At 44.9% G+C, this 25,048-nt stretch carries 25 protein-coding genes and 1 pseudogene; 15 read left to right on the top strand and 11 right to left on the bottom strand.

Features of this window, described 5'->3' with window-relative positions; all coding sequences use genetic code 11:
- Nucleotides 1-56: 56 nt before the first annotated feature.
- From RJ60_RS07750 to RJ60_RS07740, 3 genes are all read right to left on the bottom strand, one after another.
- Nucleotides 57-824 carry a metallophosphoesterase gene (locus tag RJ60_RS07750; RefSeq protein WP_258006224.1) on the bottom strand — a complete coding sequence of 256 codons (768 nt, stop codon included), beginning with the start codon at nucleotides 822-824 and terminating at the stop codon, nucleotides 57-59.
- Nucleotides 825-899: 75 nt separating this feature from the next.
- Nucleotides 900-2,057 carry a glycosyltransferase gene (locus RJ60_RS07745; protein WP_103134397.1) on the bottom strand — a complete coding sequence of 386 codons (1,158 nt, stop codon included), beginning with the start codon at nucleotides 2,055-2,057 and terminating at the stop codon, nucleotides 900-902.
- Nucleotides 2,054-2,644 (bottom strand): glycerol-3-phosphate acyltransferase, encoded by a 591-nt coding sequence (locus tag RJ60_RS07740; protein ID WP_102818930.1) that lies wholly within the window; start codon nucleotides 2,642-2,644, stop codon nucleotides 2,054-2,056. Before RJ60_RS07740 ends, RJ60_RS07745 begins: the two co-directional genes overlap by 4 nt.
- 346 nt (nucleotides 2,645-2,990) lie before the next feature.
- On the opposite strand from RJ60_RS07740, the gene RJ60_RS16145 reads away from it, so the two are divergent.
- From RJ60_RS16145 to RJ60_RS07725, 5 genes are all read left to right on the top strand, one after another.
- Nucleotides 2,991-3,491, top strand: coding sequence for a hypothetical protein (locus RJ60_RS16145; protein ID WP_258001821.1), 501 nt, complete (start codon nucleotides 2,991-2,993; stop codon nucleotides 3,489-3,491).
- A gap of 29 nt (nucleotides 3,492-3,520) precedes the next feature.
- Nucleotides 3,521-3,682 carry a hypothetical protein gene (locus RJ60_RS16140; protein WP_258006223.1) on the top strand — a complete coding sequence of 54 codons (162 nt, stop codon included), beginning with the start codon at nucleotides 3,521-3,523 and terminating at the stop codon, nucleotides 3,680-3,682.
- 270 nt (nucleotides 3,683-3,952) lie between these two features.
- Nucleotides 3,953-4,288 (top strand): S41 family peptidase, encoded by a 336-nt coding sequence (locus RJ60_RS16135; protein WP_258006222.1) that lies wholly within the window; start codon nucleotides 3,953-3,955, stop codon nucleotides 4,286-4,288.
- Nucleotides 4,289-5,419, top strand: a complete 1,131-nt coding sequence (iadA, locus tag RJ60_RS07730; protein ID WP_102818931.1) for a beta-aspartyl-peptidase — start codon at nucleotides 4,289-4,291, stop codon at nucleotides 5,417-5,419.
- Between the two features lie 4 nt (nucleotides 5,420-5,423).
- A complete protein-coding gene (locus tag RJ60_RS07725; protein ID WP_102818954.1) occupies nucleotides 5,424-5,915 on the top strand; it encodes a flavodoxin family protein in 492 nt (163 codons plus the stop codon).
- A 2-nt stretch (nucleotides 5,916-5,917) separates the two neighbouring features.
- Here RJ60_RS07725 and RJ60_RS07720 read toward each other — a convergent pair whose 3' ends face one another.
- On the bottom strand, nucleotides 5,918-6,466 hold the full coding sequence (locus tag RJ60_RS07720; protein WP_102818932.1) for a manganese efflux pump MntP family protein: 549 nt from the start codon (nucleotides 6,464-6,466) through the stop codon (nucleotides 5,918-5,920).
- 1,534 nt (nucleotides 6,467-8,000) lie between these two features.
- Between RJ60_RS07720 and RJ60_RS07710 the strand changes: the two genes are divergently transcribed.
- Both RJ60_RS07710 and RJ60_RS07705 read left to right on the top strand, forming a co-directional pair.
- Nucleotides 8,001-8,675, top strand: coding sequence for a non-canonical purine NTP pyrophosphatase (locus RJ60_RS07710; RefSeq protein WP_258001825.1), 675 nt, complete (start codon nucleotides 8,001-8,003; stop codon nucleotides 8,673-8,675).
- Entirely contained in the window at nucleotides 8,656-9,480 is an 825-nt protein-coding gene (locus RJ60_RS07705; protein ID WP_102818935.1) for an alpha/beta fold hydrolase, read from the top strand. Before RJ60_RS07710 ends, RJ60_RS07705 begins: the two co-directional genes overlap by 20 nt.
- A gap of 22 nt (nucleotides 9,481-9,502) precedes the next feature.
- Here the strand turns inward: RJ60_RS07705 and RJ60_RS07700 are convergent, their stop codons facing one another.
- The 3 genes from RJ60_RS07700 to RJ60_RS07690 all read right to left on the bottom strand — a co-directional run bounded on the left by RJ60_RS07700 (nucleotide 9,503) and on the right by RJ60_RS07690 (nucleotide 13,818).
- Nucleotides 9,503-12,178 carry an HAD-IC family P-type ATPase gene (locus RJ60_RS07700; protein ID WP_102818936.1) on the bottom strand — a complete coding sequence of 892 codons (2,676 nt, stop codon included), beginning with the start codon at nucleotides 12,176-12,178 and terminating at the stop codon, nucleotides 9,503-9,505.
- A 66-nt stretch (nucleotides 12,179-12,244) separates the two neighbouring features.
- Nucleotides 12,245-13,234, bottom strand: a complete 990-nt coding sequence (locus tag RJ60_RS07695; protein WP_165775320.1) for a GNAT family N-acetyltransferase — start codon at nucleotides 13,232-13,234, stop codon at nucleotides 12,245-12,247.
- 179 nt (nucleotides 13,235-13,413) lie between these two features.
- The gene (locus tag RJ60_RS07690; RefSeq protein WP_099828708.1) at nucleotides 13,414-13,818 is read right to left on the bottom strand and encodes a DUF4332 domain-containing protein; all 405 of its coding nucleotides are present in this window, start codon (nucleotides 13,816-13,818) and stop codon (nucleotides 13,414-13,416) included.
- An 897-nt stretch (nucleotides 13,819-14,715) separates the two neighbouring features.
- On the opposite strand from RJ60_RS07690, the gene RJ60_RS15435 reads away from it, so the two are divergent.
- Both RJ60_RS15435 and RJ60_RS07685 read left to right on the top strand, forming a co-directional pair.
- A complete protein-coding gene (locus RJ60_RS15435) occupies nucleotides 14,716-15,057 on the top strand; it encodes a hypothetical protein (RefSeq protein ID WP_133117305.1) in 342 nt (113 codons plus the stop codon).
- Nucleotides 15,058-15,069: 12 nt separating this feature from the next.
- A pseudogene (locus tag RJ60_RS07685) lies at nucleotides 15,070-15,390 on the top strand (Pr6Pr family membrane protein); the annotation flags it as partial.
- A 108-nt stretch (nucleotides 15,391-15,498) separates the two neighbouring features.
- Here the strand turns inward: RJ60_RS07685 and RJ60_RS07680 are convergent.
- The 3 genes from RJ60_RS07680 to RJ60_RS07670 all read right to left on the bottom strand — a co-directional run bounded on the left by RJ60_RS07680 (nucleotide 15,499) and on the right by RJ60_RS07670 (nucleotide 18,598).
- A complete protein-coding gene (locus RJ60_RS07680) occupies nucleotides 15,499-15,765 on the bottom strand; it encodes a hypothetical protein (RefSeq protein ID WP_099828706.1) in 267 nt (88 codons plus the stop codon).
- 884 nt (nucleotides 15,766-16,649) lie between these two features.
- The gene (locus tag RJ60_RS07675) at nucleotides 16,650-17,636 is read right to left on the bottom strand and encodes a hypothetical protein (protein WP_099828705.1); all 987 of its coding nucleotides are present in this window, start codon (nucleotides 17,634-17,636) and stop codon (nucleotides 16,650-16,652) included.
- A 29-nt stretch (nucleotides 17,637-17,665) separates the two neighbouring features.
- Nucleotides 17,666-18,598 carry a 6-bladed beta-propeller gene (locus RJ60_RS07670; RefSeq protein ID WP_243392209.1) on the bottom strand — a complete coding sequence of 311 codons (933 nt, stop codon included), beginning with the start codon at nucleotides 18,596-18,598 and terminating at the stop codon, nucleotides 17,666-17,668.
- A 344-nt stretch (nucleotides 18,599-18,942) separates the two neighbouring features.
- On the opposite strand from RJ60_RS07670, the gene RJ60_RS07665 reads away from it, so the two are divergent.
- The 5 genes from RJ60_RS07665 (at nucleotide 18,943) to RJ60_RS07645 (ending at nucleotide 23,278) form a co-directional block, all read left to right on the top strand.
- Complete coding sequence (locus tag RJ60_RS07665; RefSeq protein ID WP_099828704.1) at nucleotides 18,943-20,085, top strand: alanine--glyoxylate aminotransferase family protein; 1,143 nt, start codon at nucleotides 18,943-18,945, stop codon at nucleotides 20,083-20,085.
- Nucleotides 20,085-21,008 (top strand): hydroxyacid dehydrogenase, encoded by a 924-nt coding sequence (locus RJ60_RS07660; RefSeq protein WP_099828703.1) that lies wholly within the window; start codon nucleotides 20,085-20,087, stop codon nucleotides 21,006-21,008. Before RJ60_RS07665 ends, RJ60_RS07660 begins: the two co-directional genes overlap by 1 nt.
- A gap of 32 nt (nucleotides 21,009-21,040) precedes the next feature.
- Nucleotides 21,041-21,220, top strand: a complete 180-nt coding sequence (locus tag RJ60_RS07655) for a ferredoxin (RefSeq protein ID WP_099828702.1) — start codon at nucleotides 21,041-21,043, stop codon at nucleotides 21,218-21,220.
- A 194-nt stretch (nucleotides 21,221-21,414) separates the two neighbouring features.
- Complete coding sequence (gene dnaA, locus RJ60_RS07650; RefSeq protein WP_099828701.1) at nucleotides 21,415-22,758, top strand: chromosomal replication initiator protein DnaA; 1,344 nt, start codon at nucleotides 21,415-21,417, stop codon at nucleotides 22,756-22,758.
- 145 nt (nucleotides 22,759-22,903) lie between these two features.
- Nucleotides 22,904-23,278 (top strand): FMN-binding protein, encoded by a 375-nt coding sequence (locus RJ60_RS07645; protein ID WP_099828700.1) that lies wholly within the window; start codon nucleotides 22,904-22,906, stop codon nucleotides 23,276-23,278.
- Between the two features lie 108 nt (nucleotides 23,279-23,386).
- Here the strand turns inward: RJ60_RS07645 and RJ60_RS07640 are convergent, their stop codons facing one another.
- The gene (locus tag RJ60_RS07640) at nucleotides 23,387-23,872 is read right to left on the bottom strand and encodes a hypothetical protein (protein WP_102818937.1); all 486 of its coding nucleotides are present in this window, start codon (nucleotides 23,870-23,872) and stop codon (nucleotides 23,387-23,389) included.
- Between the two features lie 181 nt (nucleotides 23,873-24,053).
- On the opposite strand from RJ60_RS07640, the gene RJ60_RS07635 reads away from it, so the two are divergent.
- Nucleotides 24,054-25,043 (top strand): DUF1175 domain-containing protein, encoded by a 990-nt coding sequence (locus RJ60_RS07635; RefSeq protein ID WP_099828698.1) that lies wholly within the window; start codon nucleotides 24,054-24,056, stop codon nucleotides 25,041-25,043.
- The last annotated feature ends 5 nt before the right edge of the window (nucleotides 25,044-25,048 follow it).

Genomic DNA, 25,048 nt, shown 5'->3' with positions numbered 1-25,048 from the left:
GAAAGAGACGAAGACAGCAGAAACTGAAGAGAAATCCATTGGAGAATAGGCGGAATTCAGAACTCGATGAATAAGATCTCGGGAGGACTTGCCAGTCTTCCGGGAAACCATCCTCCGACTCCCCTGGTCACGAAGATCTTTGTGCCCTCGGTTTCGTAGAAACCTCTGAAGAAGTCTCCGCTGAATCTCCTTGAAGTCTTCAGTATAGACTCGGTCAACCAGGGTATATAGAACTGGCCTCCATGGGTGTGTCCAGCCAGCACAAGATCAAATCTTTCAAGAATGTCAGGATGTTCTTCGAGCATATTAGGTGCATGGACCATGAGTATCTTCAGATCATACTCATCATCAGGAAGGAACTTAGTCCACGAGAAGTAATGATGGGACGGAGTGCCCGTCAATCCCAGCTTTTTTCCTGCAATTTGAATCACAGTCGAGCGGGTATGAATCACGTTTATCCCCAGTTCCTCGTAGATCTTCCCCATGACATCTGTCTCGGATTCCTCCCAGTTTCCATATACGGCATAAACGGGCGCTATTCTGACTAGTTGCGAAAAGTAATTCTTCATAAACTCCATATCTGTGTAAGGAGACAGAACATCGCCCCCAAAAAGAATCAGATCTACACCTTCGTCGACGAGCCTTTCAAGAAGATGATCGTGAATGGGTTTCTTCGTCCAAATGTGAATATCGGCAAAGAAGGCAATTTTCGCCGAAGGTTCTTCCGAGAACGTAAGCCTTTCGATCGTCAGAATGTTTGGTTCTATCAAAAAAACGTAGGCGATTATGCCGGCAACAATTAACCAGATCTTCCAATGCTTCAAAAAACCATTCCCTCATAAAGTTGTGTCATACGAACCGATTCTACATGATTATTCAGCAGTCGGTTCAGGCAGTCACTAAAATAAGCGTGATTTCTTCTTTACAAGCACCCTACCTTTCCATTTCGCAGCTCCACAAAGGTGAGCAACTATCGAATGAAATCCGATAATTGATGAGACGAGCGTGATCAGCGGATACAGAATAATCACCAGGGGTCTGAGTGAAAACTTCACGCTGGCGAGAAGCCACATACCGAATGAGAGTGTCAGACTAATCAGAGACAGAATCCCGGCGGACTCTGGAACGGCGGCTCCAAGAATGAATAGTAAAGCTACAGTGAGAGGAAAGAAATCCAAAGTAAGCATCCAACCCCAAACAAAGGCAGCGGGGACTATTCTGTAGTCAAACAGGGAGAAGTAATTCTTGAGAAAGCCCAAATATGCGGCTTTGAATCCATCGTACATCTTGCACTCTACAAGATCTGAAGCATCGTACAGTCTCCACTTCATTCCCGCCTTCTTTATTAGCCTCCCAAGAGCAATATCGTCCACTCCATGGTCCCTTACAGACTCATGGCCTCCTATTGAAAGATAGGACTGTCTTGTGAACATCATGAACTGACCGCTGGCTGCCGCGAGTGATTTGCACCTCTTGCCATACGCGATAATGAGTGGAAAGATCGAGAAGACACTGTGAATCATAAATGGTATAGTTATCAACTCACCCAGCGTGTCGGTCCTCTCCTTAACCATGGCCGTCAACAGATCCGTTTTTTCTCTAATCATGACGCTTACAGCGTGTGAAATTGTGGAGGAAGCGTGAACGGTATCGGCATCTGTGAAAAGGAGGATCTCTCCCTTCGCTTCTCTTGCAAGCTGGTGGCATGCCCAGTGCTTCCCGAGCCATCCTTCTGGCAAAGCTTCTCCCTTAATTATTCTGAGGTTGTTAAACTCACTTCTCATTGATTCAAGGATTTGGAGTGTTGCGTCGGATGAGCTATCGTCGAGTACGATTAGTTCGAGATTGCGGTAATCTTGATTAAGAAGGGAGTAAACGCACCTCGAGATGTTTTTCTCTTCGTTTCTGGCGGGAATCAGTACTGAAACCAGAGGGCCATGGAGAATCCTTTCGAAACGGCTGATCTTTTTCATCAGAATCGCGTTAGAGACTGAAATTAAAAACATCATACCTAGGAAGAGAGCAACTGAAACTGACTGGGAGAGAAGAGAGGTCATTTTTCCTTCCTCCGAAACGTGAATGCTATGGGAAAAGCAAGCTGCTCCCTGTGTTTGAAAGCAAGAATTGATGTGTTTATTGTCCAAATTGAGATAGCAATAACGTCCTTTTGAACGATGAGAAAGATCAGGAGCCCAAACATGCTCAGAATGACCTTCCAGCCATCGGTCCTGGGATTAATGACGAATGAGAACAACAACATAAACGCTCCGATTATTGACGGCCCAATCCATTGAGTAAGGCCGGACCAGATGCCGAAAGAGACTGCTACAGCCTTACCTCCATTCATTCGTAGAAAGGGTGAAAAAGCGTGACCCAGAACCGGAGAAACTGCCATGGGGACTATCGCCCAGCCCGACATTCCTCCAATCGAAAGGGCGAGCAACACGGGAAGATACCCCTTGAAGTAGTCGAGCGCCATCGCAAGCAACCCAAGTGCTAGTCCTGCTCCCCTTATCACATTGGAAGATCCCGGGTTGCCGTCGCCAATCTCCCTGATCTTCTTACCGGTAGTCTTCTCGTAAATCATTTTAGAAAACATTATTGAGCCTGAAAAAAAGCCAATGAGAGTCCACAGGATAAACATCAAATCTTCCTCCGGCATAGAGCATATTACTTTCCTCATCTTAATGCCCCGAGTGCTTGACGAGGAGAGATCTCTCCTCTTGTTGACAGTCCAAACATCTTTCCGAGCTACGATTTTGCTTATTACTTGGTATCTTCTTCTAAACAACTTACATAGGAGAGAGCCACTTGTATGTCGACTGGGCCCAGGATTCACGATATCAACTCTATGCTTCTATTGAACCATGAGAAGTCTATTATACATAGCAAACCGGGCAAAGCGCTTCTTCTTGAGAGCGAATAGCTTGATTTCTGCAAGACCTGAAGTAAATGATAAAATCTCATCTATAAAAGGGAGGATGGTGAAGATGAAAAGAATTCCACTAGTGTTCTTACTTCTGCTCTCACTGACTTTGCTGCTCTCCGCTAAGAGTCTAGAAGATTTAACTACCGGCGAGTGGAGGCAGGACATCGGGTTTCTCGAAGAGAAACTGCTGAGCACTCACCCTAATCTATTTTTCAATACAGATGAGGGTACGTTCAGACACCTTCTGAGAAGTCTGGAACGCGATCTGGAGGACCTGTCGTCCAGCGAGATCTACACAAGGCTTACAGAGATCGTCGCATCGATTGGAGACGGCCACACGGCGATTTATCCTGATAGCAGGCTTGCTGTCTATCCAATTTACACTTACTGGTTCACTGATGGGCTTTATATAGTTGCCACATCGGATAGTGAAAAGTATCTGCTGAACTGCAGAGTAGTTGAGATTGCAGGCCTGGAAGTCGAAGATGTCTTTGAACGGTTGAGAAAGGTTGTATCATACGATAATGAATGGGGATTTCTCCAATCTCATCTGACTATTTGAATAAAGAAGAGATTATGAAGGGCCTGGGAATGGTTGACATGGATGGAAATCTTCTTCTTAAGGTCGAAAAGGAAGGAGAGATAATTGAAGCCTCCGTAAAGCCTCAAAGAGAAGGATTCCATTGGATACAGAAGAGAGCGGATGAGATAGAGAGAACCTATCAAGGAAGGAAGTACTGGTATCAGTACTAACCTGATTCCAGGATGACGACTGGCTACTCCCTCTACCCTCATTCTATACTCTCTACTTCCTCTCTTATGACAATACACGAGGATCCTGCATTTTCATTATGCTTCATGTGGTTCGGAAAAAGGAAACCCGTTCATACTGTTTAATTGTAGAATGTTTCATTCATTTGGACCAACCCAGTAAGCAAATTCGTCCTTGATCTCAGGGGAAATAGAGGAGGCAGCTCTGTCGTTCTGGCACCTTTTATTCTAAGAATGATGATAGATTGGAGATTGAACAGAACTGGAAAGCTCTTTGTTCTAGTCGATCGCGGAACCTTCTCTTCGGCAGTTCTCAATGCCATTTCCATGAGAAAACGCACAAACGCGATCTTTGTGGGTGAACCGACCGGTGGCAGTCCGAGGCACTATGGTGAAGTAGAGAAATTTCAGCTGCCTAACTCGGGAATTTCCGTAAGTTGTTCAACCACTTATTGGAAGACTACATCCGATACATCGGAAGCTTTTATGCCGGACATATTGGCGGTGAGATCCTTCCAGGACTATTACGAAATGCGCGATCTAGCCTTTGAAGCCGTTATGGCCTTTGGATGGGAAGGGGAGGGATAGATGTTAACTCTGTTTAAGAACGTTGAAGTATTTGCTCCAGAACCTCTCGGAAGGAAAGACATTCTGATTTCTGGAGAGAGGATTGTCGAAATCGATGAAGGGATTGATGAATCGGCCGTTCGGTCGCTCAGCGGAGATGTATTCGACCTAGGTGAGGCGTACGCTATTCCTGGATTTGTTGACGGGCACGTGCATCTAATCGGGGGAGGCGGAGAAGGAGGCTTTTCATCAAGAACTGCTGAAGGTTCTTCACAGCAATTCGCCGAAGTCGGTACCACGACAGTTGTTGGGATGTTGGGCACCGATGGTGTTACCAGAGATCACGTTTCGTTGCTTGCAAAGGTTAGGGACTTCCGAAACTCGGGGATAGATTCTTACATGCTGACAGGCTCTTACAGATACCCTTTGAAGACGCTTACGGGGGATATCATGAGGGATATTGTATTCATTCCCGAGATAATCGGCGTGGGCGAGGTGGCCGTCTCGGATCATAGAAGCAGTAACCTTAGTTCCACAGAGCTTCAGAGATTTGCTATGGACGCGCGTGTGGCCGGAATGCTTTCCGGCAAGGCTGGAGTGACCGTGCTGCATCTTGGAGATGGACAGGAGAAGCTTAAACCTCTTTATGAAGCAGTTGCCGACGGTACTCTCAATCCACGACAGATTATCCCTACACACATCTGTCGATCGGAGGAACTCCTAAGTCAGGGCATCGACTGGGTGAGCAACAAGGGCGGATATATTGACTTCACTGCGGATGAACAAAGCACACACCTGGTTCTGAAAGACATCTACAGCAAGAAGATCAGATTCGACAGGATCTGTGTCTCTTCTGACGGCCTCGGTTCTCTTCCCAGATTCGATGATGAAAAGAACCTGGTCGGGATAAAGCCGGCACCGGTCGATACTCTTCTTAAAACCTTCACAAGATTGGTCAAAGACAGAGGTCTTCCGATACATGAAGCTCTGAAGCCTTTTACGGCAAACCCGGCTGCGTTCTATCATCTGCAGAGAAACGGAATTGGGCTGCTCAAGAGGGGAGGCTCTGCAAACATCTTATTCATTGATCGGGATTTCCAGATAGTCGAAGTGATTTCCAGTGGAAGATCAATTTTGGAAAAAAGGCGATGATGGTATGAAACTATGTGCAGTTTATTACAGCAGATCTGGTTCGACAAAGGAAATTGCGGAAAGCTTTTCCGATTCTATTGGTGCAGAACTCTTCAAACTTGAAGACAAAAAGCCCTTGAAATCGATGTCCGGTCTCTATGCGCTGCTTGGCCTCGGAAGTCCGTTGAAGGAACCGCTTCCAGATATCGGCAGTTTCGAATTCCTGGTGCTGTTGACTCCAATTTACGCCTGGCATCCTTCGCCTCAGATGAATACTTTCGTGAACAATGCCAATCTGAAAGGCAAGAGTGTGTTTCTAGTAGGTGTAGGAGCCGGTGAGACAAATGAGAAAGCTCTAAAGAGATTCTCCGCAAAAGCCGAAAAGGCCGGCGTGAAAGTAGTCGGGACGAAAAACTTCAAAGGATTGCAGATTAAACAGGATTTGAAGGAGGTCAAATCGAATCTTATAGAAAGCGGGAAACAATTAGCCGGAATCATCGAAAGATTTGTCCAATAGACCTAGTAGAGATGTTTGAAGAGGATCTTTAGTCCAATCGAGATTAGCACAATTCCTCCGGTTGCTTCCATGAACTTGCCAAATTTCTGACCCAGTCTCTGTCCGCCCGTTACACCTAGAGCGGAGAGCGTTGCAGTTATCAATCCCGTCATCATAGCAGTGAGGATGATTGGTCTTCCAAGGAATGCGTATGCACTCCCTACAGCCAGTGCATCTATAGAGGTAGCTATCGAAAGTAAGATGAGCGTAAGGCCTCTGGTTCGATCCTTGCATGAGACTTCTTCTTTCCTGTCAAGAGATTCGAGCAGCATCTTTCCGCCGATAATTCCAAGAAGAATGAAGGCAATCCAGTGATCGAAATCCATTATATAGTCTCGAAAGCTTGCTGCGAGGAAATATCCGATGATCGGCATTCCAAACTGGAACAGTCCAAAATGAAATGCTACCCTGAAAACATGTCTGCGGGTTACATCCTCCAGAGAGATTCCAGTACATATCGAAACGGCAAATGCGTCCAGTGCTAGACCGGTTGCGACGAGCAGGTTCTCCATCTGAAGCTCCTGGTGTGAGATACCTAGATAGTAACACACCGAGAGACGAGAAGTCTTCAGAAAGAAGCAAAAGCATACTCATTACTGCTTTCAATCATGCGGAAACCGGTTTTCCTCTCGGAGTTTCATTCACTTCACCGGTCTTTCAGCAGAGGTCCTCTGGAGACAGAGAACGTGTGCTCTCCACCACCAGATTGTCTGACGATTCTCAACCACTCTGCTCCTTCTGCGGAATTCGATAGCTAATATTCTGTGAGCCGCTATAACTGACTCATTAAGCGTACCGGTATGGGTAGCTGCAGACTGGGTGGAGCCGGCAACCGGGAAATTCGGGACGAGAGTCACCCGCGTCACGTCCGGAGCCTGCATCGTTTTGATCGCTTACTGCTACGTATAGTTCGTACAATCCTTCTCCGGAGGACGATACTCTGCCTTGAACCTGCTGTTGTTATAGAGCATCTTGATAAAGACGCCTCTTTGCTCGAAAAGCGTGGTTGATCATGACAAGGAAGGATCGAGACTCTCAATCTAGTACAGGGTGTTATTCGCCACCGAGAGTGTGGCCGCCACCTTTGAGCGGCCTCCGAAGTCAACCAGCCAGTTCAATCATCCTAGTTGTTCAGAGGTTGTTGGCTTTTGCGCCTTCGGGTAGGACGATTTTTGTGATCTTCGTGTGAGTAATTGCTCCGTCACTGAATGATCCTGGAATTCCTTTGAGGGCTTCCCGTGAGATTCGAGAAATACTGTTTGAAACATCATCTGTGAGAAGATTAGTTCGAAGTATTTTTCCATCAATTTCTCGCTGGGTCCCGTCTCTATTGTCCAGAGATCATCGCCTGATCTATGGACTGAAAATCCATTTATCTGTCCTTCCATAGTTCTGAAAAGTGAATCTGTTTCACGATCCCGCTGAGCAGAATCCCAGGCTAACTCACCCGGAAGCAGGAATTTCAGTTCCGTTGATGCCTGAGAAAAGAAGTATCGTTCTTCCTCAGTTCTTTCGATGTATTGTCAGTGGATTTTATACATTGAAGCAAGGGCAGAAGCCGGAACATATTCCATTCTCGATATCAGGGCCTTTACACTATCGTCTACTAAAATAGTGTCTTCTCTTTTGTGCTCCATGAAAATTGCACTAAGAGCAATCGGAAGGGTAGACAGAGAAACAGGCAGTAGCCTCACATTGAACCCTCGCAATCACTCATCCAGGAAGTGGCTTAGGTTGATGCAGCAATGGCCGCTATTGCGGTTAGTATTCGGCAGTTGAAGTCTACTCCCTACACTTTATAAGTTTTCGTAATTCGAAACGGCGCGGCTCGGACAAATCTACCCAAAGCGTGACTCCGGGAAGGCCGACACCCTAGTGGAGCTCTTGTTTATCTTATCTCCAGGTCATAGCAGGGGAACCTCAGAGAGGCACCATATGAAGAAGTTTTTAATAAGGTATCGAATGTTATCATGAAAGAAGGGAGTACAATGTGGTTCGAGGGGTGCAAGGATGGAGCTTATCTATGGCACATGAAACCCGGCAAAAGTGACGAGCATGAAGAAGATGCTTGATGGACTGGATCTCCAGATAAAAGACCTGTGTTCACTCGATCATCTTCCGACTGTTGAGGAGTCCGGAATTAGTCCTCTCGAAAATGCCAAAACAAAGGCGGAGGTTTACTATCGCTTAATTGGCAAACCCATCTTTGCTTGTGACTCCGGACTTTACATCGAAGGCCTAGATTCTGAACTTCAGCCGGGAGTGAAAATCAGAAGGTTGGGTCACACGGTCATGAATGACGATGAGATGATCTACTACAGTAAGCTCGCGGCTGGTCTCGGGGGTCGAGCAGTAGCACATTGTAGAAATGCAGTCTTTCTTGTTCTGAAAGAAGATGAAAGATACTGGCCGATGGACGATGCGATTGAGGAAAAAATTTATCTTGTGAGTAAGTCTCATTCGTTAAGAGCTGAAGGGGTTCCTCCGAATTCACTCTCTGTAGACATTCGAACTGGAAGGTACTTCGTTGAACTCAACGAGGAAGAGAGATCCAGTATCGATCACTGTCATAATGGTTTCAGGAGGTTTTTCAGCGAAGTAATTCGTTTGGTTCTGGAAAGGGATCGTATAACCGCAACGAAGGTGACCCCCGCGGTTCGAATTTCGCCATACGACACCGAAAAATCGACAGGAGGGAGAAATGGCTTACAAGACAATTAATGGAACTCGACTTTACTACGAGATTAGAGGCAATGAAGGAGGAAGCGAGACGATCGCCTTTTTCAATGGAGTCATGGCTTCGACGAACAGCTGGTCGCTGCAAACAGGTGTCTTTGAGAGATTCGGGTACAAGATTCTCCTTCACGATTTCAAGGGCCAGCTTCTCTCGGAAAAACCGGCTGGGCCTTATACGTTCAGAGAGCATGCTGAAGAGGCTTTGCTTCTAATGAAGGAACTGGATATTGACAAAGTGCACATAATCGGTACTTCTTACGGAGGCGAAGTAGCTCTAAGATTTGCCATTGATTTTCCTGAGATGGTTAAGTCAATTTCAATCATTGATTCGGTGAGTGAGCTCGACGAGGTTCTAAAGCTTTTTATCCGCAATTGGAAAGAAGCAGCTGGCAAAGGTGACCCTGTGAAATTCTTCTGGAATATGGTGCCAGCAATCTACAGCAATTCCTTCATAAAGAGCAATATCAAGATGCTTGAAGAGCGAGCGAATGCATTGAAAAGGGTATCAGAGGACTACTTAGAGGGCCAGATAACTCTATATGATACGTTCTTGAGCGACGTGTACATGAGCGATTCACTTGGAAGAATCAGCTGCCCAACGCTTCTAGTCTGTGGCGAAGAAGATATTCTGAAGCCCAGGAAGTTTTCGAAAATCATGGCGGACAGGATCCAGAGATCGGAATTCGCTGTTATTCCTGATTGTGGTCACGTGACAATATTTGAAAAGCCAGACGTACTGAACAGCCTGCTTCTAGGCTTCATTATGAAGAACTCCGATCTTGGAGCTTAATTAGTTTTATGACCGTTATCAGTTAAGAGCTTCTTCTTTGGAATAGCTTGAAAAGCTCCATCACTATCAACAGAGGCGCTGCACATGCCAGCAAAATCAGCCACTGGGAGATCGAAACAGGAGAAACACCGAGCAAGTTCTGGAATAAGGAAGTGTTCATTGCAATCAGGTGAAGGCCGTGTGCTGCAATAACTCCAAAAACCAGAATGTAGTTTCTCCTAAGGGGTACCCTAAAGGCCGACTCTGTTTCTGATCTGCAATTGAAAACATGAACGTTTTGCATAAGGACAAACAGAAGAAGAAGTAGATTTCTTGCGGAGTCCTCTTCCATTCCGGAACCCAGAAACACCATCCAGGCAACAAAGGCAACAAGCCCCATTGAGAACCCTGACAAGAGTGTCTCTCCAATCATCAATCTGTCGAAGATCCCCTGGTCTGTTCTTCTTGGGGGATTCTTCATCACCCCGGGTTCGCCTTTCTCGAAGGCAAGGGCAACGTCTTGTATTCCATTCGTGACAAGGTTTAGCCAGAGAATCTGAACCGCAACTAAAGGGAGAGGAACATTGAAGATCACCGCGAGAACAAATAGCAGAAGTTCAGCGGCGCCAGTCGATATCAATAAGTAGATCACTTTGCGAACGTTTGCAAACGCGAACCTACCCTCCTCTATTCCCGATACTATCGAAGCAAAATTATCATCTGTGATGATTATCGAACCGGTATCTTTGGCAACATCTGTACCCGAACCCATTGCTACACCAATGTTTGCCCTTTGCAGTGCAGGAGCGTCATTCACACCATCACCCGTAACTGCTACGAAGTGGCCTTCTCTCTTCAGTGCTTCAACGATATGAAGCTTCTGGACTGGAGACACTCTTGCAAAGACATTGGAAGAAAGGCATAGGTTGGCAAATTCTTTGCTTTCGTGGTCGCCGGCGCTCTCGAGGTCTTTGCCCGTAACTACTTTGTCGTTCTTTCCTATGATTTCGAGTTCTTCTGCAATTGCTTTGGCCGTAGACGGGTGATCTCCAGTTATCATAATGACTTTGACTCCAGCATCCTGGCTTTCTCTGACCGCACCTTTGACTTCCGGCCTCAGCGGATCTATGAATCCGACTAGTCCGATGAACACAAGGTCGTTAATCTCATCAATCTCAATATCATCACGGTCTACTTCACCTGAAGCGAAGGCCAGCACTCTGTAGCCGCCTTCAGCCAACGAAAGCGCTTTAGCCTCAATTTCCTTGCTGTCGAGCTCATTGGTGCTACCGTCATCATTCAACACAGTTTTGCATCTCGAAAGGATCGTCTCGACCGCTCCCTTCATAGCACATATCTTTTTTCCCTGGTATTCATAAATGGCTGCAGAGTATCTCTTCTCCGATTCGTATGGAACTTCTCTCAATACCCGAGTCTCTTCACGAAGCGACTTCGGTGAAAGACCCGATTTGTAGGTCATTGAGAGAAGAGCAACGTCCATTGCGTCACCACTTTGATGCCAATGGTCGTTCTCCTTTTCGAGAACACCTTCATTGGCTATAACGGAAATCTTTATTAGTTCTTTCAGAGCTTCGGGAATCTCATGTTCGATTCCTTGAAACTCTCCTTTGTCGTTATATCCTTCACCACTTATTTCATAGTCCTTTCCAGAAGCTAGTCTTACAATTCTTGCAGTCTGCTGGTTAACTGTAAGTGTTCCGGTTTTGTCACTGGCGATGACGGTGCAACTTCCGAGACTCTCAACTGCTTCGAGCTTTCTGACAATAACGTTCCTTTTTGCCATCCTGCTCGTTGCGACTGAAAGCGCAACAGTTAGAGCAACGGGAAGCCCCTCGGGGATGGCGGAAACAGAGAGCGCCACGGCGAGAAAGAAGACGTCGGAAAGAGGGTATCCTTGCAAGAGTCTGAGCAGAGCGAATCCGGCCGCTGCTATCAGCACAATATATGCAATCTTGCGCGTGAATTCCTCCATCCTAATCACGAGAGGAGCCTTCCCTTGCTCGGATCCAGTTACGACTTCTGCAATCTTTCCAATTTCGGTGCTGTTGCCTGTTGCGACTACGACTCCCTTTGCTCTACCCGTTATTACTGTTGAACCGGCAAATGCCAGGTTCTTTCGATCGCCTATCTCAAGATCTTCGTCGAGTTGATCCGTGTTCTTCTCAACGGTAGTAGATTCGCCTGTTAGAAACGACTCGTCGACAGAAAGATTGTTGGTTTCTATTAACCTGATATCAGCGGATAACCTATCACCCGACTCGGCAAGAACAATGTCTCCAGGCACCAGTTCTTTTGAGTTTACCGTTCTGGTCTCCCCGTTGCGTATTACTCTTGATTCCACTTTCATGATTTTCAGTAGAGCCTCGGCGCTCTTCTCGGCTTTGAATTCTTGAGTTGTTCCGATAATTGCGTTCAGGACAACCACGGCAAGGATAAAGATTGCATCATCGGGTTCACCAATTATCACGGAAATTAATCCGGCAATCAGGAGTATGTAGATCAAAGGGTCCTTGAACTGCGAGAGAATTATCTGGAGGATAGTGACGGGTTTTTTCTTTGGGAGTTCATTTGGACCGAATCTGTTTAACCTCTCTTTGACTTCTTCTGATGAGATTCCCTCCTTCGAGCTATCCAGATTCTGGAGAGTTTCCTCTACCGAAAGCTTATACCACTTTGTGTTTTCAATACTCTTCTGCATTGTTCCCCCCTGCATCAACAGGAATTCGAGTTTCCTGGTTTTGAGAAGGCCCTCAATGAACTGACCTCAATTGCTCTGGGTGATGAAATACTTCACCCAAGGTCTGCAATATCTAGAAGTATCCTTGAATCCAAATTTCCTGTAGAACTCAACAGTAGAATTCATGAATGATCTTTCAATGTCAAATGATTTCATTCTTCTAATGCCTTCCAAAAGTAGTTGAGTTGCAAAACCGAGATTTCTGTAGTCAACGTGTGTGCCGACCGGTTCAAAGTTTCCATATCGGTTTTCCAGATCGAGCCAAATCGTACAAAAGGAAACATGCTCGCCATTGGGACTTACAACAAAAAGGTCTAGCTCTCTACCGTAATCAGGAGCTTTCTGAATCTCTCTGAAAGCGTCTGCTGGAGGCCAATGTGAAGGTGGACAAAAACCATGAAAGGCCATCGCCTTTGCTCTTGATCTCTTGATCGGATCGTCTTCTTCAGCAATACTGAGTACTTTGTATCCTACCGGAAAGGAAGGAGTCTCTGCATCATCGTGAATCTCATAGACAATGTAGGGAATAGGTGTCTCCAGTCTGATGTAGCCTTTCTCCTCCACCACCGATTCAAGATCGTCAAGATCTTTGACATAGAGTTTCACGAACCCATATCCATTTGCCCAGTCTGCAAGGTTCTCTTCAATGTAATCGATAATCTCAGGACAAAGAAACCCGTAATTCGGATGGATTTGTGTCCAGGCTTCTCCGGGCTCTTCGTTTTCGGAATGTGCTACAGCAACTACTTCTCCATCGCCGGTTTCCCAGATTCCAATTCCGTTTTGCCATAGAGGAAGATCGTCTCTGTGGTCCACATGTGGTCTCGTCGGAACGCCGAAATAACTTGTTGAATAGTACTTATGGAGAGGTATGATGTGAAATCTACAGATATTCCACCTGTCAATGGTCCAGTTGAAAGGTCCTCCACAGAGTGGGAAAGTCTCTATTATCAGGTTTCTTATTCTCATGTAGTCACTCTCTGGGACATAGCTCCTCATGGTGACATCTTTCTTCAAAGAGATCCCTCCCTGAACATAGCATGAGACTTTCTGCACCGAATAATTGTGAATTATACCATAGCAGCAAATCCAACAACTCTCCCCAAGTCTCTCGCTACAGTACAACCAAAAGAAAGGGCCGGAATTCACCCGGCCACTTTTCATCAGTCTCGAGCTGCTGAGCTTATCTGAGGAGCTCAGTATTGAATCGCTCTAGGAAGCTTCTTGGCCTGCTCAATCCAATTCAGAATCTGTTTCTTGGATGGTAATTTGCGCACGAGTCTCTTTGCTGCATTTACTTCCACTACCTTTTCATAAAGGTTATCACCGTTTCTCTTAGAGAGTTCTGGCACTGTGTCGACTCCAGCTGCTTCAAGTAGTTCAGAGTATTCTCCCCCGATTCCCTTGATTCTCATCAAATCTGCGTGATTCACCCAGGTAAGGATGGTCTCTTCAAGAATATCGGTTTTCTTAGCAAGTTCGGCTCGTGCCTTCTTTGTTTCGCAGGTCTTCAGAAGCGCTTCGATTGAATTTACACCCGCATCCTTGAGCTTCTTTTCAAACACGGGTCCGATCCCTTCTACAATAGTGAGTTTCGCCATTGATCTTCCTCCCTTCTATATAGTGGTTTTGATTTCAAACTATCCCGCAACTGCTCTGCCACAACCACATGATTCACTTGGCCATTTCTTGAGCAAGTCCCCAACGGAGGAACTCTCGCAATCAACAACTTGCCCCTCTTTGCTCTTGTCAAGCAAATCGGATGACATCCTCTAAACATCTCCGCTGCTGCCCTATTTACAAAGCAATCACTTGTTGGCGCGGAATCAATATTTTCATCTTTTTTCTCCTTGTCAAGGACCACCAGAAGCAACTATGCCAGTTGCCTAAGAATGCCTGAAACACGATTGGGCTATAGTTTTGTCGGCTCCCAAGATTCTTCTTCATTTCATTTTCCACATAGTCCAGCTAACGCATCTCAGACTCTTTGGTCTTGTGAACGGCTGAGATGGATATACGGACATTCTCTGGAGTATCTTCCCGATGCTTCTTTAACCCCTTGCTGAGAGATTCAAAACCTGGCTCAGTCGAGGAGTAGAGCAAAAGCCCCTTTAGGAGCGTAGGGACACAGGTTAAGTGCGTTCTCTGACCTTCTCCGGAGTTGTATTAACGGATCGGGCTAGTTCCGAAGCGTCATCTTCTTCACAAAGCTGCTTCAGCTCGAGATCAAATAGTCTCACAAATGGCCTCCCTCCTTTGAAATTAGGTAACACCAATGTTATTATACTTCCTTGTTATAAAAAGAAAGGTACTTGGAGAGAGTCGACACTCGAGGAAATCAATACTCCTGGATTCAGTCCTTCCGAAATCTAGTAATACGGACTTTAAGACTTGCAGACTCTATAATTCAGTATGTTGGCTGTGAATCATTGGAGCTCAAAACTCTTCCGAGAGCTGAATTACGAGCGAACCGAATTCTTCGATACTAGGAGCTCAAAGTGAAAAGGAAAGTGAATCTGATTTCTCAATTATCGTTGTTCTGTATCTCTCTTTCTGGAATAGCCTTTCAACTGTTATTGTCCAGGAATCTTTCGGGAGCACTGATGCAATTGAGCTACTACGCTTTGCAGACGAATCTGATAGTCGCAATAGTCGCCCTCTTGAATGCAGTATTCTCCATAAGGACAGCAAAATCACAAATAACAGCAGGATTACTGAGCATTATCACGGGTGGTTCGGTGTTGTGGATAACAGTGACTATGACTATTTACCATCTCCTTCTTTCGGACCACTATTGGCCCAGAGGACAGGCTCTGTTCGCTAACAACCTTTTGCACTAAGTTACACCGCTTCTCGCGATAATCTTCTGGCTAATCTTTGAAGAAGGGAAATCATATAGGTTTTTCTATCCCTTACTCTGGGCGGTATATCCTCTTTCCTACGCGGTTGTTTCGGTGATTCGAGGAGCCATAACAGGTTTTTTCCCTTACTGGTTTCTAAAACCCGCTGCGGCCTATCCAAACGGAATTGGTTCATATCTAAATCTCTTCATCTTCACTCTTGTTGTCGGTTTGATTTTCATCGCGACCGGCTATCTAATGGTCTTCTTGAACCATCTACATCTTTCTGGCGGTCGCTTTACAAATCTATTCAAGAATAATAACCAAATTTGATTAGAAAACTGGCCTAAAAGTCAGTTTGCATTGATTCATATCTCTTGTCCTTATGTAAGTTAAGAAAAGGAGGGCTGGGCCCTCCTTAAGAGAACTAACAACTCGCTGTTAGCGTGTTCCCAAACCTTTGCGGTATCCTCTTCCTTCGCCGAAAGACTTCTCCGCTTCAGAACTACCATTTCTCAAGCGTTTCTGAAGCATCTCTCCGTCATTAGGACATGACTCTCCTACATTGGCTTCAGTTCTTTCAGCAAAACGCGGACACTCTTCGGAAGCAAGTCTAGCGCCCTTGTTTCCTCTGAGTTGCTGACCAACAGCATAGGTTAGAGTTGCCGCCAGGAAAAGTATAAGTACGATTATGACTACTTTCTTCATCCCTATGCACCTCCTTCATTCAAGCAGTACACAAGATATTACTATCCATTCCTTAGAGTTTCCTTAGATTCTCAACTTGGACTTATATTCTGCAGCAAACACTTGGACGGAGCGAATAGCATCACCTAATCAGCAAACAGATCGTGGAGTTCCAAGTAGATTTAATTATGCTGTTCATTGAATAATCGAGATTCGATATCACTGCTTTGACCGGATCCCTTCAAGAACAAAGAGGAAATACGAATTGAATTAAGTGATCTCTCCTTTCTTCCCTAGAGTAGTTGAGCATCTCTAGTTCCAGAACGTATGCTAGAACTCCCTCAATGCATTAGCATCTGTATTCCAAAGCTTTGTAGGTGATTGCATTTTCCAATTGTCGCTTTGCTAGAAGAGTTTTCGTAATAAACACTAGGGAGAGTTTGAAAGGATTTTCACTCGTTAACAATGTTCTGCTTGAAACGGAATCACTCAGGGCAAAGGCCATTCAGGAAGCCTCCACTCGTTAACAACGTTCTGCTTGAAACCCGTGAATCAATGTTCTGACATTCTGTGTTCTTGGGGACTCCTTGGAGCTCCTAGTAACCGCTTGGTCTTTCCTGCACTATCATTCTATGATTTCCCTAACGGTATTGTTCATCTCGTGAGGAATGAGAACCTCCAAGTAACCTTCTATAACATCCCTCCTTTATTGAAGGGTGACCTAAAACTACCCGCTAGCAAAGCCCCTTGAAAATCGTGACGCACTTATCTTTCGGTTCCACGATTCCACCGCTCAACAAAAACCTAGAAATAGAGTTTTGTCGATTTCATGCCGATTGTTTCGTAGATCTGTTCAGTTTGAAGGCGGAAAAGAAGAGGGCCCTGATGAGCCCTCTCTACAAAATTCAGTAGTAAATCAATTCAAGAAGCAGGTAGAAGGCATTTATGCTTTCATAGTATCCATCTATCTCCCAGTAATAGAGATCGTAGCTGCCATCGTCATATACTTCGAATTGGCAGTACACTTCTGCTGGAATCCCTCCAAGGTCGAAGGTTCCATAGAACTCTACAATATCGAGATCATCTGTTGATAGAAAGTAGTCCCAGTATGGATCGTAGAAGAAACTGTCAAAGGCTTCCCCTAGCGTCATCCAGTTGTAGTACACGTCGAAATATGAGTTCTTGACGTCCGTGATTTTCGATGCAAAGATTGAGTTCAACAACGTATTAATCAACGTATCGTCCTGAGTAACATCGTCAACTCCGAGGTAAGCGATCTCGAAGGTCCGTTCATCGACGTTTACTATGAACTGGAAGAGAGCTTCAACAAGCTCGTCGTTGCTGTAGAAGAAGCCCGAGAACTCTACAACGTCTAGATTGTCGGAAGTAAGGAAGTAATCCCAGTAACTATCGGCGAAAAAGCTGCTGAAAGACTCTCCTATTACCCTGTCGGGGAATTCGTAGAAGAAACCGTCTCTTACTATGGAGATTGCTACAGCAGCCCTATCGGGAAGAAAGATCCTCTCCAAAAAAGCGTACTGGCCGCTATTATCCTGAGGAACTCCATTGATCTCCCAATAGCTCAATGTGAAGGTAGAGTCCTCTTCTACAACCGAGAATCGCATCAGAACCGTTGAACTTCCCCTATATTCATCCGCGAAGCTGCCGCTGAACTCAACAATGTTTTGCGTTCCTTCCTTCAAATGCTTCCATCTTGACATCTCGAAGAATGAGTCAAAGGCTTCGCCTATGGGCACATCGGGGAAATTATTGAAAGTTCCGTCGGTTACAATACTGATGAACTTCGCACTGTCTTGTGACAATAACCGCTGGGAGAAAACGGAGCTGGCGATAAGGACTATCAAAATCAGCAAAACAGAAAACTTCTTCATAAACCAACCTCCTTTGTCCTATACCTTGATTAGTAATTGATCTTGAATCTTTGAATCCTATTTCCTAATTGCTCCAGTACAAACACATTGTCTTTACCGTCGACACATATATTGAAAGGCTTCGTAAATAAACCACTTGTAGTTCCTACACCTCCCCACTCAAAGAGGAAGTTTCCGTCCGGATCAAGAACTAGTATCATACTTGTCATTTTGTTTATAAAGAACAGATTTCCAAAACGATCTACCACAGACTCTCCAGGCTGGCCCCAGTTGCCTTCATAGGTTGAGGCCCAGTTTGAAATGTAGTTCCCTTGGGAATCAAACTTCTGGATTCTTCTCATTATGTCGTCCGATACGTAGATGTTTCCATTGCTGTCAACACTCAACCCCGATATTGAGGCGAGATTGCCGGGGTTCATTGCCTCGAACATGTTTACCTTTGCGCCTACTGTCAGCAGAAGAGTTCCTTCCCCATCGAAAACCTGAACTCTTTGATTGAAAGCATCGCCTACATATATTGTGTCTGCGCCATCGATTGCAATATACATAGGTCCGTCAAACTGACCGGGTTCTGCACCTTTACTTCCCCATGACTTCACAAACTTGTTCTCGTTATCGAACTTCTGAACTCTGCCATTCTGGGAATCAGCGACGTATATACTGCCTTTAGAATCTACAACAACATCATGCGGGAAAAGGAATTCACCTCGCTCGCTGCCAAACCTTCCGAAGGACATTTGGTGTTTTCCGGTGCTGTCGAAAACCTGAATTCTATGATTAAGTGTGTCGGCTACGTAAATGAAATCTTTCCCGTCTGAGGCAAGCCCCTGAGGGTCACTGAACTGTCCGTCCTTGTTTCCTTGAGACCCCCATGACTTTTCGAAAGTCACGGACAAACCTAGCAACGAAATAGAAGAAATAATCAGAACCGTAAGAATGGCAAACCACTTCAAAAAATCCACCCCTTTTGGCATCTCATTTTGCCTGTCTGATCTTATCATCCCTGATGCTCAAAACAGAACGATTTCATACACTCGTATCGGGTGATTCCGGGTCTTCGGTCGCAAATGAAAATGAAGGAGCGAGGAAGGCGCAAAACCAAGTATAAACGTGATGTGATGCTTCTACCAACAATCATTGTCTTTGTTTGAGGTTACCGGGCGTTGCCACATAAAGCTACGTGTTCTAAACTATAGATGAGATGTCGTTGATTATTCCTCATAATCGATGGTGATTCAATTTAGCAAGTATATACCCTCAAGATAGAATGAACACCAAAAACCAAATTGAATTGGAGGTGCCTCAATTGGCAAAGATGATTAAGAAGAATTACCTACTTGCTCCTGGGCCCACCCCGGTTCCTATCGATGTACTACTTGAAGGTGCTAGGGATACTATTCATCACAGAACTCCACAGTTCAAAAAAATCTTTGAAGATGCGGTAAGCGGCACTAAGAATGTCTTCAAGACGGAGAATGATCTATTCATTCTAGCTTCTTCAGGAACAGGTGCCATGGAAATGGCCGTCACGAATATTGTAAATCCCGGCGAGAAAGTCATAGTTTGCAGTGTTGGAAAGTTTGGCGAAAGATGGCTTGAGCTAGCAAAGACTTTCGGTGCAGATGTTGTCTTGTTGGAGAGGGAGTATGGAGATTTCTACACTCCGGAAATGGTTGAAGAATCCCTTAATGCCAACCCGGATGCGGTTGCAGTTCTGACGACTCTTAGTGAGACATCCACAGGTACTGTAATGGATATCGAAGGTATCAGCAAAGTTGTGAAGAAGGCCGGCAAGCTGATTGTGGTTGATGGTATAAGCGGTCTTGTTGCAGAGCCATTGCTAACGGATGAGTGGGGACTGGATATCGTTGTCTCCGGTTCTCAGAAGGGTTTCATGCTACCTCCTGGACTGGCCTTCATATCATTCAGCAAAGAAGCCGTTGAAAAGGCTAAGAACACGAAATCGACAAGCTACTATTTTAATCTGAAGAAATATCTCAAAGACCCTCTTCCATGGACGCCCGCAGTTAATTTGATCTATCAGCAGAGCCTTGCAGTAAAAATGCTCCTTGACGAAGGCATGGAGAATGTGTGGGCACGACACGAACTGATGGGAAAGGCAACAAGAGAAGCCATAAAAGCTATGGGGCTGGAGCTTTTTTCCAAGAGACCGGGAAACGTCCTCACTTCTGTCAAAGTACCTGAAGGAGTCGACGGCGGCAAAATCGTCTCTATTATGAGAGACGAATATGGCGTAACAATCGCAGGAGGACAGGGCGCGATGAAAGGAAACATCTTCAGAATTGCACACCTCGGCTATATGTCCGACTATGACGTAGTAATTGCCCTAACGGCTCTTGAGAAAGTCTTGCGAAGACTCGGCTTCAATGTCGAGTACGGGACCGGAGCGAAAGTCGCTATGGAAGTATTCGAAAAGGAGGGTGCGTGATGCTTCGACTTCATGCTAACGATCCTCTAGATAAAACTGCGATGAAGATACTCGAAGACAGCAATCTCTTCCAGATATCTGCAGAGCATCTCGATAAAGATCAGTTGCTTGAGATAATGCCTGAGGTTGAAGTGCTCGTTGTCAGGAGTGCGACGAAAGTCACATCAGAGATAATCGAGGCAGGGAAGAAACTCAAGCTAATCGCAAGAGCTGGAGTTGGGTTGGACAATGTAGATGTCGAGTCGGCAAGGAAGCACAATATCCTTGTCAGAAATACACCTGGCGCGAACGCGATATCGGTGGCTGAGCTGACTTTTGGATTGCTTCTTGGACTGGTCAGACATATTCCAAGAGGTACTTACGGAATTAAGGAAGGAAAGTGGGAGAAGAAGGAGCTCAAGGGTACCGAGATCTTTGGCAAGACTATAGGATTGATCGGGTTTGGAGCAATAGGCAGAGAAGTAGCAAAGAGAGCATTGGCATTTGGAATGAAAGTCTGTGCGTACGATCCTTTTGTTAAGGAAACCGATTTGGAAGTCGATCTGACGGACACCATTGACTCACTTATTGAGAGATCGGATATAATATCGCTCCACATACCCCTCACTCCCGAAACGAAACACATAATTGGTGAAAAAGAGATCTCCCTGATGAAAGACGGCGTTATTATTATCAATGCAAGCCGAGGTGGGACCATAGATGAACAGGCACTCTACAACGGATTGGTTTCAGGTAAGGTTTCTGGAGCAGCCCTTGATGTTTTTGAGGTAGAGCCGCCGTCCGACGAGTTGAGAAGGAAACTTATCGGACTGGGGAACGTCATTTGCGTTCCTCATGTAGGAGCAAGTACATCGGAGGGTCAGAAGAGAGTTGGCCTGGAGATGGCCAAGATAATCGTTAAAGAGTGTAAGGGCATGATATAATTCACAATGATTTTTCTGGTGGAGGTGTGAGTGTGAAAGTATATGTAGACAAAGATACTTGTATTGGCTGTGGCGTGTGCGAAGGAATATGCCCCGATGTCTTCAGAATGAATGATGATGGAAAGGCAGAGGTGATTGTTCCGGAGACAGAAGCGGCTTGTGCTCAGGATGCCGCTGATTCCTGTCCAGTTCAGTCAATAAAAGTAGAATAGTTTCCAATTCTTAACGATCACATGTAGGGGCAGACAAATGGTCTGCCCCTTTCTATAGTGGAACACAAAATTTGTCTATTTTTTCTGCGTGTTAAGTCTGGTATAGTAGTAATTGCTTCGGAGCTACATATTATTCGTTATTTCCTATTATGCGGTTCGCTTCAGGGTTACAGCTATTATCCGTGGAGGTCGTTGTGTCTAATTCTATAATAAGCACTCTTAAGAAGAAGGTCTCAAAGAAAACGTGGGACAACTGGTTCTCCACATTTGAATTGAAAGAAGTCGAAGATGAGAAAGTGGTTTTCTCTGTTGCCAATCTATTCATAAAGGATTGGCTCCAGACAAAATACGGAGGAGTCATTTCCGATTCAATATCAAGTATCCTTGGAAAGAAAATGCCTTTCGAAATAATCTACAAAAGCAAAGAGACCCCCTCTGAGGAGCAAAGCGATTCAAGAGTTTCCGGTTCTCTGTTGAAAAGAAAGCCGCTGATGATTTCCAACCTAAACCCGGAATACACATTCAGAAATTTCGTTGTTGGGAGCGAGAATAAGGCGCTCTACCAAGTTGCGCTTGATGTTGCCCAGAATCCGGGCAAATATAATCCCTTCTTCGTATACGGAGATGTTGGGCTGGGTAAGACACATCTCCTTCAGGCAATCGCTCAAGAGACGATGAACAGTTTTCCTGACAAGAAGGTGCTATACATAACAAGCGAGCAGTTTATGAACGACATGATTCAATCGATAAAAGAAAACAACATTCAGAAATTCAGAGACCACTACAGAAAGAAATCCGACATTCTTTTGATCGACGATATCCAGTTTCTAATTGGGAAGAAAGGAGTTCAAAACGAGTTCTTTCATTCATTTAATGAGCTTCACGATTCGGGAAAGCAGTTGATAATATGCTCTGACAGAAATCCTGAGGAGCTTGATACTTTCCACAGCAGGCTTAAATCAAGATTCCAGATGGGCATGCTTATGTCGATCCAGGAGCCCCAGCCTTCTACGAGATTTCATATTGCTAAACAGCTTGCTCAGAGAGAGTCCGTTTTACTTCCGGACGATGTGGCGAAAGTTTTGGCCGACAATATCGACGGAAACTTAAGAAGACTTAGAGGCGCAATCATAAAGTTGATAGTTCACAGCAGTGTTTTCAGATCACAGATAGACCTTTCTCTGGCAACTCAAATACTTCAGTCTTTTACGGGATCAGTAAATGTTCCAGTATCTCAGAGACCGATAGACCAGATCTATGCTGCTATTGAGAAGATTATGAAAGTTACCAGAAAGGAGATTGAATCGGGAAGTCGAAGTAAAGATATAGTTCTTGCCAGACAGCTGACAATGTACATTCTGAAAAATCACTTCGGCAAACAAGTAACGGAGATAGCAAGGGAAACCGGGAAGCAGCACTCAACAGTGATTCATTCTCTGAAGAAGATTGATAAAAGCGTCATGATGGGTAAGGGTGCCACAAAGCTCTTGTTTGATGACATTATCGGGATACTCTCTTCGAATTCCGCTGCCGTTTGACCTCTTGGACCTGAATCAGAAATGAGGTACGTGATTTTCGGAGAATAGCCGATAAAAGTAATCCGAATATTTCATTCAGGAAATCTCTCGGGTTGGGATGCGAGGGACAATTTCTTTATAAGCTTTTTATGGATGGGAGGTATCGATGAAATACACGATTAGCGTTTCGATTTTCTTGGCTCTCGCTATGGTGATAATCGGAGTAGTATTTAACTGGCAAGTCAATAGGCCTGAGAAGATTTCACAGATCAATTCACAACCATTTGGCAATCTGGAAGATGGAGTGTATGTTGGAAGAGAAGGTTACGTTGGACTTGAGGTTGAAATACTGGATGGGAGGATAATTGAGATAAGAATTGTTCAGAATCGTTCAGATAGGTATGCTAGAAGTGCAGAAGCCTTAACCGAAAGAATTGTTGAAGCTCAGAGTCTCGATGTAGATGTGATTACCGGAGCCACAGCAACAAGTGAGTCAATTGTTGCAGCGGTAAAGGCGGCAATAGGCGAAATCGAAGATTAGATCACCGTTCAAGAAGAACAGATAGATTCCAAAGCAAAAAGCCGATATCGTGCGCTGCATCGTCTTACGAGTTTTGTTAGAAATTAGAAATATGAATACATATTGCAATTACATACTAGCAGGCTCAAAGAAACTGATAATCGGATTGTTGAATTCTCCGGAAATCTTCCATTGACTATCAATTCCCGTCAAGAAGATCGTACTCTCGCCGCTCTTTGAATACTTCTCTTCCCCAGATGAATAGTCGAGAGTGAAGAACACAGTCATTGTTGCTTCTCGGGAGTCTCTTTCAACTCTTTCTCTATCTACTTCAACAGTGTAACTAATGCCATCGTAGAGTTCGAAGAAGTCCGCATAGAAGGAGGCAACGGTGTCTTTTGGAAGCGTTCTTCCTAATGGACTTCCCGAAGTGGCGATCCAAATCTCTTCTGCGTAGAGCTCAAGAATTCTGTCTTCCCTGCCCCTGTTGATCTCACGCTCCAGCCTCGCAATCAAGCTGTCGGGTCTTGCCAGTATATATCCAACGCAACCAGAAGTGAGAATCATAGAGATAATCATCACCACTGTAGCAAAAAAGGCTCTTCTCCTTATCATATCGTCACCCCCGCTCATCTTCTTCTCTTAATAATAACAGATTTGCTTATCCAAGGATCTTTCAAAAGAATAAGTGAACCTACAAAGAGGGGGATCTTAACTATCTGCTTTTCCCGAACAAAAACCTCTATCCAAAGTCCTATCATTGAAGGAGTATGATGGTTTACAGAGGGGGATTGCATTGAAAAGAATCAGTCTTGTGTATTTCGTTCTGGCTCTCTTGATAACTACTTTCCTATCTGCGACATATTTGAGTTTTAGAGGTAGTTTTGAACGGATAGTTGTTAATAGAAACGGTATTAGACGTGGCGACGCTTTCACAGTTAAGGTTCCTGATTCGCTTTTCGGAAGGCCTTCCTTAACATACGTGAGAGGAGCAACCCTGGAAAGCTTGTCAGCCGATCGAGGGTATACTCAATACTCTTTCGTTGCTGACGATAGCGACGCGGTAGTTGTTATTTCGTTTCAAGGACTATTCAAAGCACGTAAGACTGTCTCTCTAGAGTTCGAGGATTTCATCGATATCAATTCAGATGGCTTCCCCGACAATCTAGTGCTTGATTTGGAAGATACAGAGAACTTCAGAACTTGGTTTGTGAATATTTCAGCTTATCAGGTTATTGAGTTTTCCAGCAGGTGGAGCTCTCAAGAGAGGGATTGCAGCGGGCTAATAAGATTCGCAGCTAGAGAGGCTCTCAAAAGGCATGATGAACAGTGGTTTCTTGATTCGGGTATTGACAAAGAGCTTTGGTACGAAAAGACAGGAATAGACTTGCAAGCGGTACCTGACGTTAAGAAGTACAACTACCCGGATATACCAATTCTGAAGAATAGAATCTTCATAAGTAACACCGGAGAATTCACTTATTTTGCCGATGCTTACAACCTGATTCGTAGTAGTATGGTATTTAAGGGCAGAGATCTCAGCGTTGCAAGACCTGGAGATATACTCTTTTTTCACCACCCCTCTCCATCAACTTTTCACTCGATGATATACACTGGCGATGGGTTGATCTATCATACCGGACCTCTTTCCGAAAGTGATTCAGGTGTTCTGAAGCTCTGGAGAATAGATGATTATTTACGAACGATGCCTTATCAATGGTTGCCAATATACAACAACGAAAACTATCTCGGGGTATATTCCTTCAAGTTTCTACCCCGCAAGTGATGGAG

The sequence above is a fragment of the Mesotoga sp. B105.6.4 genome (assembly GCF_002896535.1).
Lineage (GTDB): Bacteria > Thermotogota > Thermotogae > Petrotogales > Kosmotogaceae > Mesotoga.
Note: the sequence above shows the minus strand (reverse complement) of the source record. Positions and strands in the feature narration are given on the sequence as shown.

Excerpts from the sequence above, each read along its gene's own strand:
- RJ60_RS07745 (WP_103134397.1), bottom strand. The coding sequence starts at position 2,057 with ATGACCTCTCTTCTCTCCCAGTCAGTTTCAGTTGCTCTCTTCCTAGGT.
- RJ60_RS07740 (WP_102818930.1), bottom strand. The coding sequence starts at position 2,644 with ATGTTTATCCTGTGGACTCTCATTGGCTTTTTTTCAGGCTCAATAATG.
- RJ60_RS16145 (WP_258001821.1), top strand. The coding sequence starts at position 2,991 with ATGAAAAGAATTCCACTAGTGTTCTTACTTCTGCTCTCACTGACTTTG.
- RJ60_RS16140 (WP_258006223.1), top strand. The coding sequence starts at position 3,521 with ATGGTTGACATGGATGGAAATCTTCTTCTTAAGGTCGAAAAGGAAGGA.
- iadA (WP_102818931.1), top strand. The coding sequence starts at position 4,289 with ATGTTAACTCTGTTTAAGAACGTTGAAGTATTTGCTCCAGAACCTCTC.
- RJ60_RS07725 (WP_102818954.1), top strand. The coding sequence starts at position 5,424 with ATGAAACTATGTGCAGTTTATTACAGCAGATCTGGTTCGACAAAGGAA.
- RJ60_RS07720 (WP_102818932.1), bottom strand. The coding sequence starts at position 6,466 with ATGGAGAACCTGCTCGTCGCAACCGGTCTAGCACTGGACGCATTTGCC.
- RJ60_RS07705 (WP_102818935.1), top strand. The coding sequence starts at position 8,656 with ATGGCTTACAAGACAATTAATGGAACTCGACTTTACTACGAGATTAGA.
- RJ60_RS07700 (WP_102818936.1), bottom strand. The coding sequence starts at position 12,178 with ATGCAGAAGAGTATTGAAAACACAAAGTGGTATAAGCTTTCGGTAGAG.
- RJ60_RS07690 (WP_099828708.1), bottom strand. The coding sequence starts at position 13,818 with ATGGCGAAACTCACTATTGTAGAAGGGATCGGACCCGTGTTTGAAAAG.
- RJ60_RS07680 (WP_099828706.1), bottom strand. The coding sequence starts at position 15,765 with ATGAAGAAAGTAGTCATAATCGTACTTATACTTTTCCTGGCGGCAACT.
- RJ60_RS07675 (WP_099828705.1), bottom strand. The coding sequence starts at position 17,636 with ATGAAGAAGTTTTCTGTTTTGCTGATTTTGATAGTCCTTATCGCCAGC.
- RJ60_RS07660 (WP_099828703.1), top strand. The coding sequence starts at position 20,085 with ATGCTTCGACTTCATGCTAACGATCCTCTAGATAAAACTGCGATGAAG.
- RJ60_RS07645 (WP_099828700.1), top strand. The coding sequence starts at position 22,904 with ATGAAATACACGATTAGCGTTTCGATTTTCTTGGCTCTCGCTATGGTG.
- RJ60_RS07640 (WP_102818937.1), bottom strand. The coding sequence starts at position 23,872 with ATGATAAGGAGAAGAGCCTTTTTTGCTACAGTGGTGATGATTATCTCT.